Source organism: Pseudoflavonifractor sp. An85, assembly GCF_002161235.1.
Taxonomy (GTDB): domain Bacteria; phylum Bacillota; class Clostridia; order Oscillospirales; family Oscillospiraceae; genus Enterenecus.
Genome location: NZ_NFHE01000003.1, coordinates 80425 through 94953, shown reverse-complemented (window position 1 = coordinate 94953; position 14529 = coordinate 80425). Strand labels below are relative to the sequence as shown.

The 14529-nt window shown below is 56.1% G+C and carries 13 protein-coding genes; 7 read left to right on the top strand and 6 right to left on the bottom strand.

Translation table 11 applies throughout. The annotated features are described in order from the left end of the window. Window positions 1-15 precede the first annotated feature (15 nt). The 4 genes from B5G37_RS02770 to B5G37_RS02755 are packed head-to-tail and all read left to right on the top strand — an operon-like array spanning window position 16 to window position 4151. Complete coding sequence (locus B5G37_RS02770) at window positions 16-1557, top strand: oligosaccharide flippase family protein (protein ID WP_242962738.1); 1542 nt, start codon at window positions 16-18, stop codon at window positions 1555-1557. Next, on the top strand, window positions 1554-2207 hold the full coding sequence (locus B5G37_RS02765) for a gamma-glutamyl-gamma-aminobutyrate hydrolase family protein (RefSeq protein WP_242962737.1): 654 nt from the start codon (window positions 1554-1556) through the stop codon (window positions 2205-2207). Before B5G37_RS02770 ends, B5G37_RS02765 begins: the two co-directional genes overlap by 4 nt. 37 nt (window positions 2208-2244) lie before the next feature. Further along, entirely contained in the window at window positions 2245-3282 is a 1038-nt protein-coding gene (mutY, locus tag B5G37_RS02760; protein ID WP_087253562.1) for an A/G-specific adenine glycosylase, read from the top strand. Continuing rightward, on the top strand, window positions 3279-4151 hold the full coding sequence (locus B5G37_RS02755; protein WP_087253560.1) for a radical SAM protein: 873 nt from the start codon (window positions 3279-3281) through the stop codon (window positions 4149-4151). The genes mutY and B5G37_RS02755 overlap by 4 nt, the downstream gene beginning before the upstream one ends. 45 nt (window positions 4152-4196) lie before the next feature. Here the strand turns inward: B5G37_RS02755 and fucO are convergent, their stop codons facing one another. Continuing rightward, entirely contained in the window at window positions 4197-5345 is a 1149-nt protein-coding gene (gene fucO, locus B5G37_RS02750) for a lactaldehyde reductase (RefSeq protein WP_087253557.1), read from the bottom strand. Window positions 5346-5660: 315 nt separating this feature from the next. Here fucO and B5G37_RS02745 point away from each other — a divergent pair, with 315 nt between their 5' ends. Further along, a complete protein-coding gene (locus B5G37_RS02745) occupies window positions 5661-6623 on the top strand; it encodes a DUF4062 domain-containing protein (protein WP_158099336.1) in 963 nt (320 codons plus the stop codon). Window positions 6624-6677: 54 nt separating this feature from the next. Continuing rightward, window positions 6678-7958, top strand: coding sequence for a DUF4041 domain-containing protein (locus B5G37_RS02740; RefSeq protein ID WP_087253552.1), 1281 nt, complete (start codon window positions 6678-6680; stop codon window positions 7956-7958). 61 nt (window positions 7959-8019) lie between these two features. On the opposite strand, the gene asnS is transcribed toward B5G37_RS02740, so the two are convergent. From asnS to asnA, 5 genes are all read right to left on the bottom strand, one after another. After that, the gene (asnS, locus tag B5G37_RS02735) at window positions 8020-9414 is read right to left on the bottom strand and encodes an asparagine--tRNA ligase (RefSeq protein ID WP_087253551.1); all 1395 of its coding nucleotides are present in this window, start codon (window positions 9412-9414) and stop codon (window positions 8020-8022) included. Window positions 9415-9535: 121 nt separating this feature from the next. Next, on the bottom strand, window positions 9536-10363 hold the full coding sequence (locus B5G37_RS02730; protein WP_087253548.1) for a DUF3021 family protein: 828 nt from the start codon (window positions 10361-10363) through the stop codon (window positions 9536-9538). 14 nt (window positions 10364-10377) lie between these two features. Then, the gene (locus tag B5G37_RS02725; RefSeq protein ID WP_087253545.1) at window positions 10378-10821 is read right to left on the bottom strand and encodes a LytTR family DNA-binding domain-containing protein; all 444 of its coding nucleotides are present in this window, start codon (window positions 10819-10821) and stop codon (window positions 10378-10380) included. 135 nt (window positions 10822-10956) lie between these two features. Continuing rightward, entirely contained in the window at window positions 10957-12069 is a 1113-nt protein-coding gene (locus B5G37_RS02720) for an aldo/keto reductase (protein ID WP_087253542.1), read from the bottom strand. 15 nt (window positions 12070-12084) lie between these two features. Continuing rightward, window positions 12085-13098, bottom strand: coding sequence for an aspartate--ammonia ligase (asnA, locus tag B5G37_RS02715; protein WP_087253539.1), 1014 nt, complete (start codon window positions 13096-13098; stop codon window positions 12085-12087). Between the two features lie 162 nt (window positions 13099-13260). Between asnA and B5G37_RS02710 the strand changes: the two genes are divergently transcribed. Next, a complete protein-coding gene (locus B5G37_RS02710) occupies window positions 13261-14502 on the top strand; it encodes an aminopeptidase (protein WP_087253536.1) in 1242 nt (413 codons plus the stop codon). Window positions 14503-14529: the final 27 nt, after the last annotated feature.

Here is a 14529-nt window from a genome sequence, read left to right as displayed (position 1 = left end):
TAGGATGTCAATGCCATGAGGAAGGGGGATTTGCTTTTGAATGCCATGTGGACGGGAACGCTGGTTCTCACTGCCACCGGACTGTTTTCTCAACTGGTGGGCTTTTGTTATCGCCTCGTCCTCTCCCGTCTCATTGGGGCAGAGACCATGGGCCTTTACCAACTGGTGATGCCGGTGTACTCCATGTTCATGTCCGTGACTGCGGTAGGGCTGACGGTGGCGGTGTCCACCCGTTCCGCCCGCTGTCATGCCCTGGGGGATGAAGCGGGGGTAGGGCGGGTATTGGGGGCTGGTCTGCGCAGCTTCTTTCTCCTGGCCATTCCCTTGGGGGTGTTGGTGATTTGGTGCTCTGACCCCATTTCGGTCTACCTGCTGGGGGATGCCCGCACCCGGTTGGGGGTGGTGCTGCTGGTGCCGTGTATGCTGCTCACCGGAGTGGAGAACCTGCATAAGCACTGTTTTTACGGCACTGGACGGGTACGAATTCCCGCCACCGTGGAGACCATGGAGCAGCTTATCCGCACCGGGGCGGTGTTGGGGCTTCTCATCTGGTTGCTGCCCCAGAACCAGGAGCGCACCGTGGGGCTCATTGTGCTGGGCATGGTGATTTGCGAGGTGTTTTCGGCGGTGACTCTGGTGGTGCTCTTTCGTCGTACGCAAAGGGAACGTGAAACACGGCAGATACGAACGAGGCAGAAGGAAAAGAGCCTGTGGTCCATTGTCATTCCCGTGGGGCTTACTTCCGTGCTGGGTACGCTGCTGGGCTCAGCCAATGCGGTGCTCATCCCTGCTAAACTGGTGGAGGGAGGGATGGAGGCGGGGGAGGCCATGTCCGCCTTCGGCGTGCTGTGCGGCATGACCATGCCCCTATTGAGCCTGCCCACCGGGTTTATCGGGGCCATGTGTCTGACCATGGTACCCGCCCTGTCTCAGCGCACCGCCCGAGGAGACAGGGGAGCGTCAGCGGGACTTCTCAACCGCATCATGTCGGTGACCATGTTGCTCATGTCCCCAGCCATGGCATTGCTGGTGGTGCTGGGGCCAACTGTGGCCCGTCTGCTCTTCGGGCAGCCCCAGGCAGGGCAGTACATGCTGCTGTTGGCGGTGGGTACCCTGCTGACCTGTGTGCAGTCGGTGCTGGGGGGCGCGCTCAACGGCTTGGGGCTTCAAAGCAAGGGGGCGAGAAACGCCATTGCCAGTGACGTGGTGCAGCTGGGCTTTACCTATGGCACGGTGGCCATCTGGGGGCTGCGGGGCTTTGTGGTGGGCTTTGTTCTCTCCTCTCTGGTGGGGATGGGGCTGAACCTTGCCTCCATCTTGAAGGCCACCGGGCTGCGTCTGCGGCTGTTTGCCTGGTTTGTCCGGCCGGTGTTGTCGGCGGTGTTCACCGGAGTGTGGTGCAACCTGCTGTTTCAGACCATGATCCGGTCCGGAGTCTGGGTGTGGACGGCCTGCGGGGTGTGTCTGGGAGTGGGGGCTGTGTTGTATGTGGGGGTGCTGCTAATGCAGGGCCTATCGGTGTTTGGCTGGTTGTGGGGAAGGAGGAAACACGCGTGAAGGTATCCATTTTAATCTCCACTGGGGGTGGGGATGCCGCCCGGTATTTGGAGGCGGTGGAGCAGGCAGGGGGACAGGGGGACGCGGTGTATCTGCCCCACCCGGATGTGCGTTACGACGGCCTCATTTTGGCGGGAGGCGGAGATATGCACCCCCGGTTTTGGCGCAGTTTTCCCCGGGGCTCCCGCAACGTGGATCAGGCCAGAGACCGGGCGGAGCTGGCCCTTCTGGATGCCTTTGCCGCCGCCCATCGTCCCATTTTGGGCATCTGCCGAGGGCATCAAGTGGTCAATGTGTGGGCGGGGGGAACCCTCATTCAAGACCTAAAGCCCACCCTGGCCCCCTTCCACCAGCAACCTCAAGGGGATTGCTGGCATCCAGTGCGTACCAAAAGCTGCTCCCAGATGGGGGCGTGGTATGGGGAGGTGTGCGCCGTCAACTCCAACCACCACCAAGGGGTGGGCAAGGTGGGGCGTGGATTAGTGGCCACCGCCTGGTCGGAGGGCGGGGTGGTGGAGGCTATGGAGCACCGTACCCTCCCTCTGTGGACGGTGCAGTTTCACCCCGAGCGGATGGGAGAGGTGGGACAGGTGATCTTTTCCCAATTTATCCAGCTGTGTAGACGCTTGAGGGGAGACGGGGAAGTGTGATATACTGAAGGGGATTTTTTGACCTGGAGGTATCCCCATGCAGCCCTTGGAACAACTGCCCATCCCCCTTTTGGAGTGGTACCGGGACAACGCCCGCACTCTGCCCTGGCGAGAGGACCCCACCCCGTACCATGTGTGGGTGTCGGAAATCATGCTCCAGCAGACCCGTGTGGCGGCGGTGCTGGACTACTACACCCGCTTTATGGAGCAACTGCCCGATGTGGCGGCCCTGGCCTCGGTGGAGGAAGGGCGTTTGATGAAGCTGTGGCAGGGGTTGGGCTATTACAGTCGAGCCCGCAACCTTCAGACCGCCGCCCGCCAGATCATGGAGGAGTACGGCGGCGAGTTTCCCACCCAGTATGACCAGGTGCGCGCCTTGAAAGGGGTGGGAGACTACACCGCCGGGGCCATTTGCTCCATCGCCCTGGGCCAGCCCGTCCCGGCGGTGGACGGCAATGTGCTCCGGGTGGTGACCCGCATCAATGGGGACGAGCGGGACATCTTGGCCCAGTCCACCAAACGCGCCATCGCCGACCAGCTGCGGCCCATCATCCCTCTCCATGCTCCGGACAAGTTCACCCAGGCCATGATGGAACTGGGGGCCACGGTGTGCCTGCCCAATGGCGCGCCCCAGTGCCACCGCTGTCCCGCCCGGGACTTTTGCGTGGCCCGCGCCCAGGACAGCTGGAGCCGCATCCCGGTGAAGGCACCCAAACGCCCCCGACGCATGGAGGAGCGCAGAGTTTGGCTGCTGTTCCACCAGGGGCGGGTGGCTCTGCGTCAGCGTCCTTCCAAGGGGCTGTTGGCGGGGCTGTGGGAGTTCCCCAACGAGTTAGGCACCCAGCTGCCCCTGGAGTGGACATGGGACATGCCCCAAGGACATTTCGGCGGAGTGGCCAGGCATATTTTCTCCCATGTGGAGTGGCACCTCACCGCCCAGGTGGTGCACCTGGAGAAGGACGCACTGCCCAAGGGCTGGGTGTGGTGTACCTGGCAGGAACTTGCTGAGATTTACGCTGTGCCCAGCGCCTTTGCCGGAGTGCTGGACGTGGTGAAGGAGGAAATTCAGAGATGATTTGCAATCTGTGTCCCCGCCAGTGCGGGGCGGATCGCACCCCGGAGATGGGAAAGGGCTGGTGCCGCCTGCCCAGCGTGGCCCGTGTGGCCCGGGCGGAATTGCACCATTGGGAGGAGCCCTGCATTTCCGGCACCCGAGGCGCGGGGACGGTGTTTTTCTCCGGTTGCACCCTGGGGTGTGTGTTCTGCCAAAACGGGCCTATCAGCCACGAAAACCAGGGTAGGGATGTGACCGAGGATGAGCTGTACGCCCTGTTTGAAAAGCTGGCTGGGGAGGGAGCCCACAACATCGAACTGGTCACCCCCACCCAGTACATCCATGTGCTGCAAAGAGTGCTCTCCCGCCCCATACCTGGCCATCTGCCAGTGGTGTGGAACAGCGGTGGCTACGAGCGGGTGGAGATTTTAAAAAGCCTGGACGGGAAGGTGGATGTATATCTCCCAGACCTGAAATATGTGACGGAGGAGTTGGCTGAGAAGTACTCCGCTGCCCCGGACTATCCTTCCACCGCAAAGGCTGCCATTGTGGAGATGTTCCGCCAGACGGGCCCGGTGGTGTTGGAGGATGGCCTTTTGAAAAAAGGGGTGGTCATTCGCCATTTGATTCTACCCGGACGCCTCAGTGAGGCCAAGCGGGTGATGGACTGGGTGTCCCAGCAGTTTGCCCCTGGGGAAGTGCTGTTCTCTCTTATGGCCCAGTACACTCCATGTGGAAATCTGGAGCAGTTTCCGGAGTTGCAGCGCACCCTTCGCGCCTCGGAGCTGAAAGCCGCCCGCACCTACATGGATGCCTTGGGGATTCAGGGCTATGTACAGGAGTTGGAGTCGGTGGGGGAGAAGTTCATCCCCGACTGGAATATGAAATAAAAAGCTCCGCAGGATATTTCCTGCGGAGCTTTTTGCTCGAAGTGATTACATCAGGGAGCGATACAGCTGGGCGATCTCATCCACATTGGTGTCCTTGGGGTTGCCGGGGCAGCAGGCGTCGGCAAAGGCGGACTCGGCCAGGAACTGCACGTCTTCCTCCTTCAAGATGCCCTTCAGGTCGGCGGGGATACCCACGTCGGCGCTGAGCTTCTTGACGGCAGCGATGGTGGCGTCCACGGCCTCATCCTGGGTCATCTGATTGATGCCCTCCACGCCCATGGCCTCGCCCACGGCGCGGTAGCGATCACCGGCGGCGTGCTTGTTGTACTCCAGACCGGTGGGCAGGATGATGGCACAGGCCACACCGTGGGGCGTGTCGTACAGGGCGCTCAGGCCGTGAGCCATGGCGTGAACGATGCCCAGACCCACGTTGGAAAAGCCCATGCCGGCGATGTACTGGCCCAGAGCCATGCCTTCCCGGCCCTCATCGGTGTTCTCCACAGCCCCGCGCAGGTGGCGGCTGATGAGGCGGATGGCCTCCAGGTGGAACATGTCGGAAATGGTGCAGTGGCCCTTGGTGATATAGCCCTCAATGGCGTGGGTGAGGGCGTCCATACCGGTGGCGGCGGTGAGGCCGCGGGGCATGCTGCTCATCATGTCGGGGTCCACCACGGCCACTTCGGGGATGTCGTTGGTGTCCACGCACACGAACTTGCGGCGCTTCTCTACGTCGGTAATCACGTAGTTGATGGTGACCTCAGCGGCCGTACCGGCGGTGGTGGGGACGGCGATGGTAAACACGGCGTGGTGCTTGGTGGGGGCAACACCCTCCAGGGAGCGCACGTCGGCAAACTCAGGGTTGGTGATGATGATACCAATGGCCTTGGCGGTGTCCATGCTGGAGCCGCCGCCGATGGTGACGATACAGTCGGCCCCAGACTCCTGGAAGGCAGTCACACCGTGCTGCACGTTCTCAATGGTGGGGTTGGCCTTGATGTCGCTGTACAGAGCGTAAGGGAAGTTGGCAGCTTCCAACAGATCAGTGACCTTGGAGGCCACGCCGAACTTGACCAGATCGGGGTCGGTGCACACAAAGGCCTTTTTGTATCCACGAGCGGTGAGTTCGGGGACGATGTTCTCAATAGCGCCTTTTCCGTGATAGGAAATGGTGTTCAATACAATGCGACTTGCCATAATGAATCTTCCTTTCCGTGTTATGCGGCTGAATCCAGCCCATCTATTGTAGATTATAGCCAAAGGAGGAAGGAAAAGCAAGGAGGTGCGGGGGGAGATGTGCACAATTTTTGCACAGGGGGGAAGGGAGAACTTGGGCTTGACATGGCCGCTTTGGCTCCCTTCGGGATAGAGGGGGGTTATGAGTTTCAGAAAGAAGCCACAGCATAAGATAGCCTGTAAATCCTATGGAATGTTGGGTAGATTACCTTGAAATACATAGAATAGAATGGTAGAATATACAAAAATATTACTATAAGTAGGGAGGAAAATAGAGTGGCGGCACCAAGAGTTTTTATCAGTTCGACATATTACGATTTACGCCAAGTGCGAAACAATATAGGCAATTTTCTTGAAGGATTAGGGTATGAAATAGTAATGCATGAGCGTTCGGGCGTGGCATACACACAGAATCAAGATTTGGAAATAGATTGCTATCAAGAGTTATCTAGCTGTGATATCGTCGTTTGCATTATAGGTAATCACTTTGGGACTGCATCTGCCAGTAATGACGAACTGTCTATTACAATGCACGAAATTCAGGCGGCCATCCGAAATAAAAAGAAAGTGTATGTCTTTATATCACATGACGTGTCAATCGAAAATCGTACCTATGCATTGAACAAAGATAATGAAAATTTCAAATCTGCATATACGGACAATCCCAAAATTCATGAGTTTATCCTTGAACTCAAATCTGAAGTTAAAAATCATCCTATACTAGACTTTGGAACAACGGACGACATTATCAGTGTTCTTAAATCGCAATTTGCTGGACTATTCCAGAATTTGTTGGCTAGAGAGGCTAGTCTTACTGAAGCACAGACAGTGTATAATCTACAAGCTTCAGTGGAACAAATGAAACAGATGATGAATGATTTTTCTATTCAACACGATGACTTTTTTCGTAAGTTTAATGGTACTATATTAGCTTCAAATCGTGTAGTCAATCGTATTTCCAAACATCTAGGATTAGGAAGAGCGGTATTATTTGCAGAGAACATTAATGCATTGGATGATTTTATGACTGCGATGAAGTTTGAAAGCCAAGAAGTTGATGACACTCAGGACATCAGAAAGTATGTAAGAAATGAAATATTCAGTCGGTCAACGCTTGTACTTAAAAACTATCTGTTTGAAGAAAATGGAAGAATAAAGGATGTTCGCTCTAAAACTGAATTGAATGAAGGAATAGTATGGAAATATGAAGATGAATTAGAAAACGAATTGCCATTTTAAATTATGCATAGTGAGCACACTAGATGAAATATAGTTGGAGAGAAGGCATTTGGCATGGGGTTGTTTGGTCCAAGTAAGAAAGAAATAGCACTACAAAATGAGATTGATGAACTGAAACGTAGACTATCACCGGAACAACACGATATTCTCAACTTGCAAGAGCAGATTAACTTGTTGACAGCACAAAAAGAAGCTATTGAGGCTATACTGTCCCAGCAACAAAATGAAACTTTGCGTAGACAGCGTGAAATAGCTCAACTTGACCAAGAAATAGGTGCGAAAAACGGAAAAATCTATTCTTTGGACGAGGAAATCTCCATGCAAGAGTACGGAATCTATAGGCCAACGTATGAATTTGCAAATTCCGACCTGTATGCAGAGAAGTTGAAAGCCATTCGAGATGAGCAGAAGCAATGCATCAAATGTGGTGAAGCATGCCAAGGAAATATGAACTGGACAGTAAACGGGAGTTCCTCAAAGGGGCAGAAAATGCTGAAAGATATGCAAAAACTGTTGCTTAGAGCGTTTAATGTTGAATGTGATGATATTGTTGCTTCTGTGAGAATTTCCAATGTAGATAAGTCCAAAGAGCGTATCTATAGTATTAGCCGGCAAATTTCAAAACTGGGAAGTATGATGTCCATTGCCATCTCACAACGCTATATATCTTTGAAAATTCAGGAATTGTTACTTGCATTGGATTATCGCCAGAAAAAGCAAGAGGAAAAAGAGCGGATAGCAGAGCTAAAGAGACAAGAGAGAGAAGAAAAGAAAGTTCAAAAAGAGATTGAAGAGGCTAGAAAGAAACTAGAAAAAGAACAAGCCCATTACCAGAAAGCGTTGGAAGCGTTGTGCAAACAGATTCAAGCAAATGGTGAAGAACCTGACTTGATGGAAAAGAAACGAAATTTGGAATCGTTGATTACTGATACGAGCAAAGCCATTGCTGACGTTGATTACAGAGAAGCCAACAAAAAAGCGGGATATGTTTACATCATTAGCAATATTGGCGCATTTGGAAAAGATGTCTATAAAATTGGTATGACAAGACGGCTTGAACCGATGGATCGAATCAATGAATTAGGTGATGCATCTGTTCCGTTTAACTTTGATGTTCATGCCTTGATTTTTACTGAGGATGCACCAGCATTGGAAAGTGCCTTACATACTGCATTTGAATCTCAAAAAGTTAATAAGGTTAATAGACGTCGTGAATTTTTCCGAGTTAGCTTGGAGGAAATTAAACGTGTTGTACGCCAAAACTTCGATAAGACAGTTGAATGGGTAGATGTACCCGAAGCAGAACAATACAGACAGTCACTACTCCAAGAATAAACAATATGAACAGACACCCCCCGGACTTCCACAGTCCGGGGGGTGTCTTGTTGAATTTAAATTAAAACTCAGCGTTGCCCACGGTACGGGGATGCAGCTCCACGTCGCGGATGTTGCTGATGCCGGTGAGATACATCACCATGCGCTCGAAGCCCAGGCCGAAACCGGCGTGGCGGCAGGAGCCGTAGCGGCGCAGGTCCAGGTACCACCAGTAGTCCTTGGGGTCCAGGCCCAGCTGGTGCATGCGCTCCTCCAGCACCTCGATACGCTCCTCACGCTGGGAGCCGCCGATGATCTCGCCGATGCCGGGCACCAGGCAGTCGGCAGCGGCCACGGTCTTGCCGTCGTCGTTGAGGCGCATGTAGAAGGCCTTGATGTCCTTGGGATAGTCGGTGACGAACACGGGCTTCTTGTACACCTGCTCGGTGAGGTAACGCTCGTGCTCGGTCTGCAGATCGCAGCCCCACTCCACCTTGAAGTCGAACTTGTCGTTGTTCTTCTTCAGAATCTCGATGGCGTCGGTGTAGGTGATGCGGCCAAACTCGGAGTTTGCCACCAGTTCCAGACGCTCCTTCAGGCCCTTGTCCACAAAGGAGTTGAAGAAGTTGATCTCGTCGGGGCACTTCTCCAGCACGGTGCGGATGATATAGCGAATCATGTCCTCGGCCAGGTTCATGTCGTCGTTGAGGTCGGCAAAGGCGATCTCCGGTTCGATCATCCAGAACTCAGCGGCGTGGCGCTGGGTGTTGGAGTTCTCAGCCCGGAAGGTGGGGCCAAAGGTGTACACGGAGCCAAAGGCCATGGCGAAGTTCTCGGCGTTGAGCTGGCCAGACACGGTGAGGTTGGCCTTCTTGCCAAAGAAGTCCTGGGACCAATCCACGCTGCCGTCGGGCAGGCGGGGCGGGTTGTTCATGTCCAGAGTGGTGACCTGGAACATCTCACCGGCGCCCTCACAGTCGGAGGCGGTGATGATGGGGGTGTGGACATACACAAAGCCACGGTCCTGGAAGAAGCAGTGGATGGCGTGAGCGGCTACGCTACGCACCCGGAAGGCTGCAGAGAACAGGTTGGTGCGGGGGCGCAGGTGCTGAATGGTGCGCAGGTACTCCAAGGTGTGACGCTTCTTTTGCAGGGGGTAGTCGGGGGAGGAAGTACCCTCTACGGCCACAGAGGTGGCCTTGATCTCCAGAGGCTGCTTGGCCTCGGGGGTGAGCACCACAGTGCCGGTGACAATGAGGGCGGCGCCTACGTTCTGGCCGGTGATATCCTTATAATTGTCCAGAACGTTGGCATCCAGCACGATCTGGAGATTCTTAAAGCAAGAGCCGTCATTGAGCTCCACAAATCCAAAGGTTTTCATGTCACGGATGGTGCGGGCCCAACCCATGACGGTGACCGTCTGGCCGGAGAGCTTCTCGCTGTCGGCAAAGACGGAGGCGATGGTGATGCGATCCATACTACTTTCCCTCAATTCTCAAATGATATATCAGGACACAAATGAATTGTGCCAAAGGCGTTGATGGTAGTATACCATTTTCTGAAGATTTTGCAAGGGCTGAGGGAAAAAAGAGGGGAAGCTAGCGGGTATTTTTCCGTCTGGCCCACTTTTTCAGCAGGGTTCCCACCCCGTTGCCCAGCAGGGCGCACACCAGAGAGATGCCAGCGTGAAATAGAGCGGAGTCGTTGAACAACAGAAACACAGCTGCTAAAGAGAACAGGGTGCAGGCCACGGGATACAGGGGGGAGAAGCCATGGCGATGCCCCAGGGACAGACCCGAGCAGAAGGTGCCAATGGGTAGCAGTAGGAAGGGAAAAAACACCCCAGACAGGGCAGGTACGTCCTGAGGGTCTAACAGGCGCAGGAGAGCGGGAAGCCCCAAGCACAGCCCCAGGGCAAACACCAGATAGGGTAGACTTTCCCGCCAGTGAAGGAGAGAGGGCCCAGGGGCCAGTCCCAGCTTGGCCCGGATGGCGGCCACCTCCACATACCAGCCCACCCAGCGGCCAAGCCATATCAGCACATACGCCGAAGCCAGGAGGATAAGGCAGAACACAGCCCCTGATTTGCCGAAGTTCAGCCCGGCCCACAGGGCCACGGTGACCACCATGAGGGCAAAGTGGGCCGCAGTGCGCACGATCAGAGAAGGGCCGCTGTCTGCAAAGGGAAGGGTGGATACTCCAATTTCCGCTCCCAGGAGGGCAAATAGTAGATAGGACAGAAGAATTCCACAGCCCTCAAACGGGGGTGGGAAGGAACAGGTGGGGTAGGAAAACACGGCGGCTACCTCAGAGCCTAAAAAAGCCAGTGTCCCCAATACATACATCAACAGAAAATGAACCGCTATTCCAGCCAGGGCGCCCAGTGTGATGCGGCGCTGTGCTTGCTTTGTGTCGTCAAAGAGCATCCCTTTCCCTCCTCTCATAAATCCAGTGCCTGTTTGATCTTTTTTACATACCGCCGGGAGACGTATACCGTCGTGCCACCCTCCAAAGTCATTTTGATGGTGCCAGTGAGGGACAGGTCCAGGGCAGTGACTCGGTTTAGATTTACCACCTCGGAGTTGGACACCCGTACAAAGCGGGTCCCGGCCAGGTTTTCCTCCAATTCATACAGCCGCTCCCGCACCGTATAGGTCCCTGTGGTGGTCTGGCAGGACACCCCCTTGCCGTCGGCGTAGAAGCGGAGAATATCTGAGAGGGGAAGAAGCCGGGCTTCACCGTCACGGAAGGCGGTAAAAGTGGCGGGAGCGGCCAGTTCTTCCAACTGGCGTACCAACTGTTCCACCTGGGGGGAGCGGGCGGGGGCGTGAATGACCACCTTGGTCTGGGTCAGCTGGGGGTCAATATGCACTTCCACGTTCATGGCGTTCCCTCCCTTCTCTAGGTACTTTGAGTATACGAAAAAAACGAGGGGCTGTCTACAGAACAGAGACGGACGGTCACTTTGAAAGGATAGATGGAAAAACGGGCCGCAAGAACAACTTGCGGCCCGTTGGGGTCAGGATTCAAATGCGCTTGCTACCCGCTGCAACAGTTCCACCACCTCCAGATGCTGGGGACAGGCCCCCTCACACTGGCGGCAGGCCACACAGGCGGAGGCGGGGGCGCCTTGGGCGCACAGCTCCCGGTACTCCTTTTTGTGGGGAAGTCCAGGCTGGCCCAGGGTCCGGTTATACAGAGCAAACAGGGCGGGGATGGGAATGCGCTGGGGGCAGCCGTCGGTGCAGTAGCCACAGGCGGTGCAGGGAATGGTGCCGTCGGCTTGAATCTGCTGGGCGGCTCGTTCGGTTACCGCTACCTCCTCCGGGGAGAGGGGGCGGAAGTCTGCCATATACCCGGTGTTGTCCTCCACCTGCTCCAGGGAGGACATGCCGGAGAGCACCATGAACACATGCTCCAAAGAGGCGGCAAAGCGAATGGCAAAGGAGGAGGGGGAGGCGTTGGGGTCCAGAGCGGCGAACATCTCCCGTACAGTGGGGGAGGGATTGGCCAGCTTGCCGCCCTTCACCGGCTCCATCACCACCACCGGCTTGTGGTGGGCCAACGCCACCTCGTAGCAGCGGCGGGATTGGACCTTGGGATTTTCCCAGTCCAGGTAGTTGATTTGCAGCTGGACAAAATCCACTTCCGGGTGTTGGGTGAGCACTTCCTCCAGCAGTTCCGGGGTGCCGTGGAAGGAGAAGCCTGCCTGACGGATGTACCCTTCCGCCTTCTTCTGCTGGACAAAGGCGAAGCTGTCCAACCGCTGGGCGATCTCGTAGTTCTCGTCGTCGATACAGTGGAGCAGATAGTAGTCAAAAAACTCCACGCCGCACCGCTGCAGTTGCAGTTGGAACGTCTCCTCCTGTTCCTGGGCTGTGGCCTCTTTAAGCTTGACCAGGGGGAGTTTGGTGGCCAGGGTAAAGGAATCCCGGGGATGCCGCTGTACCAGGGCGCGCTTTACTGTTTCCTCGCTGGTGCCGCCGTGGTAGAAAAAAGCGGTGTCAAAGTAGGTAAAGTCCCGCTCCAGGAACAAGTCCACCATCTGGCACACCTGGGGAAAATCAATGGATGTGTTGTCCTCGGGATCGGTGAGGGGGAAACGCATACAGCCAAAACCAAGCTTTTTCATTTCGCGCCCTCCCTGTTACAGCAGAATGACGCCGGCATCCCGGCAGGCTTCCAAGGTCTGGGCGTCCCACACCGAGGCCTGAACTTCGCCAATGTGGGCCTTGCCCAGCAGGTACATGGACACCCGGCTCTGGCCGATACCGCCGCCGATGGTCAAAGGCAGCTTGCCTTCCAGCAGCATTTTGTGGAAGGGCAGCTCCCGGCGGTCGTCACAGCCAGCCATAGTGAGCTGGCGGTCCAGGGATTCAGGGCTGACCCGGATGCCCATGGAGGAAATTTCAAAGGCGCAGCCCAACACGGAGTTCCAAACCAGAAGATCCCCGTTGAGGTTCCAGTCGTCGTAGTCAGGGGCGCGTCCGTCGTGGGGCTTACCAGACTTCAAGGGGGCGCCAATGCCCATGAGGAAGGTGGTGGGGTGATCTTTGACCCAGGCGTTTTCCCGCTCCTTGGGGGAGAGATCCGGCCACAAGTCCTCCAGCTCCTGGGCGGTGACAAAGGACACCTCCCGCTCCAGCAGGGGCAGGGGGGTGAGCTGGGGATAGACCGCCCGGAGGGTGGACTGGGTGTCCGCCAGGGCTGCCACAATGGTGGATACCGTGTTTTTTAAATATGCCTCGTTGCGGTCCCGGGGGGCCAGTACCTTCTCCCAGTCCCACTGGTCCACGTAGACGGAGTGGATGTTGTCCAGATCCTCGTCCCGGCGGATGGCGTTCATATCGGTGTACAGACCCTCGCCCACGGAGAACTGATAGCGGTGCAGGGCCATGCGCTTCCACTTGGCCAGGGAGTGGACCACCTGGGCGTCCCGTCCGGCATCAGGGATGTCAAAGGACACCGCCCGCTCCACGCCGTTGAGGTCGTCGTTGAGGCCGGTGGAGGCCTCCACAAACAGAGGAGCGGACACCCGACGCAGATGCAGAGCCCCGCCCAGATTGTCCTCAAACAGACGCTTGAGCAGGCCGATGGCTTTTTGGGTATCGTACAGGTTCAGACAGGGGGAGTACCCTGGTGGAATGACAGTTTTCAACATGGTGCAAGCACCTCCAGACTTTAATATACAAAAGATTATACTTCATTGCGCTAAAAAATGCAATTTCCGATTTGTATTTTTTTCTGGACGATGTTATAATAAATAAAGTTTCTTGAAATCCCCTTTCTGGGGGAAATGCACAGCGAAAGGAGAACCAACCCTATGGTTCCTAATTTTAAGGAAAAATTGGAAGAATACGCCCATCTCCTGGTGGAAGTTGGGTTAAATATCCAGGCTGGACAGCTGGTGCGCCTGTCCGCTCCTGTGGAGTGTGCACCCCTGGCCCGCCTGTGTGCTCAGGCCGCCCTGGACCGGGGTGCCAAGGACGTGGTGATGGAGTGGACCGACGACTTTGTCACCCGGGAGCGCTACCTGAAGGCAGATGAACAGGTGTTTGAGGAGTTCCCCGCCTACTTGAAAGCCAAGTTTGACTGGATGCTGGAGGAGGGGTGCACCGCTCTGTCCATCATCGGATCGGACCCCGAGATGCTGCGGGGTGTGGACTCTGGCCGCATCCAGGCCTGGCAGCGGGTGTCCGGCGAGAACACCCGGGCCTGGCACGACGCTCTGAGCGCCAACCGCTTCCAGTGGTCTATTGGGGCCCACCCCACCCGTGCCTGGGCAGAGAAGGTGTTCCCCGACAAGAAGGGGGAGGAGGCCATTGACGCACTGTGGGAGGCCATCTTCTCCGTGTGCCGCATCACCGGAGACGGCAAGGGTGTGGAGCGTTGGCGGGAGCACGTGGACGCCACTGCCCGTCGGGCCAAGCTGCTCAACGAGTACAACTTCAAGTCCCTGCACTACACCAACTCTCTGGGTACCGACTTGACCATCACCCTCCCCGACAACCACGTGTGGATGGGCGGCAGTGAGGACACCCCCCGTGGCGTGGAGTTTGTGGCCAACATGCCCACCGAGGAGATTTTCACCGCTCCCCGCTGGGACGGTGTCAATGGCCGGGTGTACGCTGCCATGCCTCTGGCCCTCAACGGCAACTTGGTAAAGAATTTCTATATGGACTTTGAAAATGGCAAGATCGTGGGTGTCCACGCCGAGGAAGGGGAGGAGTACCTGCGCAACTCTGTGAACACCGATGAGGGTGCAGCCTATTTGGGCGAGGTGGCCCTGGTGCCCTACGATTCCCCCATTCGCAACAGCGGTATCCTGTTCTACAATACCCTGTTTGACGAAAACGCCTCTTGTCACCTGGCCTATGGTTCTGCCTATCCCAACTGCGTCAAGGGCGGCGAGGACATGGACGAGGCGGGCCAGAAGGCTGTGGGGCTCAACCAGTCCATGACCCATGTGGACTTCATGGTGGGTACTAAGGATCTGTCCATTGTGGGTACCACCCAGGATGGGAAAGAGATTCCCGTGTTTGTAGATGGCAACTTTGCCTTTTAAACATATACGCTCAATCTTGAGAATTTT

What these genes read in the sequence shown, in the direction of transcription:
- B5G37_RS02740 (WP_087253552.1), top strand. Translation starts at nt 6,678, where the DNA reads ATGGGGTTGTTTGGTCCAAGTAAGAAAGAAATAGCACTACAAAATGAG.
- B5G37_RS02710 (WP_087253536.1), top strand. Translation starts at nt 13,261, where the DNA reads ATGGTTCCTAATTTTAAGGAAAAATTGGAAGAATACGCCCATCTCCTG.
- mutY (WP_087253562.1), top strand. Translation starts at nt 2,245, where the DNA reads ATGCAGCCCTTGGAACAACTGCCCATCCCCCTTTTGGAGTGGTACCGG.
- B5G37_RS02720 (WP_087253542.1), bottom strand. Translation starts at nt 12,069, where the DNA reads ATGAAAAAGCTTGGTTTTGGCTGTATGCGTTTCCCCCTCACCGATCCC.
- asnA (WP_087253539.1), bottom strand. Translation starts at nt 13,098, where the DNA reads ATGTTGAAAACTGTCATTCCACCAGGGTACTCCCCCTGTCTGAACCTG.
- B5G37_RS02725 (WP_087253545.1), bottom strand. Translation starts at nt 10,821, where the DNA reads ATGAACGTGGAAGTGCATATTGACCCCCAGCTGACCCAGACCAAGGTG.
- B5G37_RS02770 (WP_242962738.1), top strand. Translation starts at nt 16, where the DNA reads ATGAGGAAGGGGGATTTGCTTTTGAATGCCATGTGGACGGGAACGCTG.
- B5G37_RS02755 (WP_087253560.1), top strand. Translation starts at nt 3,279, where the DNA reads ATGATTTGCAATCTGTGTCCCCGCCAGTGCGGGGCGGATCGCACCCCG.
- fucO (WP_087253557.1), bottom strand. Translation starts at nt 5,345, where the DNA reads ATGGCAAGTCGCATTGTATTGAACACCATTTCCTATCACGGAAAAGGC.
- asnS (WP_087253551.1), bottom strand. Translation starts at nt 9,414, where the DNA reads ATGGATCGCATCACCATCGCCTCCGTCTTTGCCGACAGCGAGAAGCTC.
- B5G37_RS02730 (WP_087253548.1), bottom strand. Translation starts at nt 10,363, where the DNA reads ATGCTCTTTGACGACACAAAGCAAGCACAGCGCCGCATCACACTGGGC.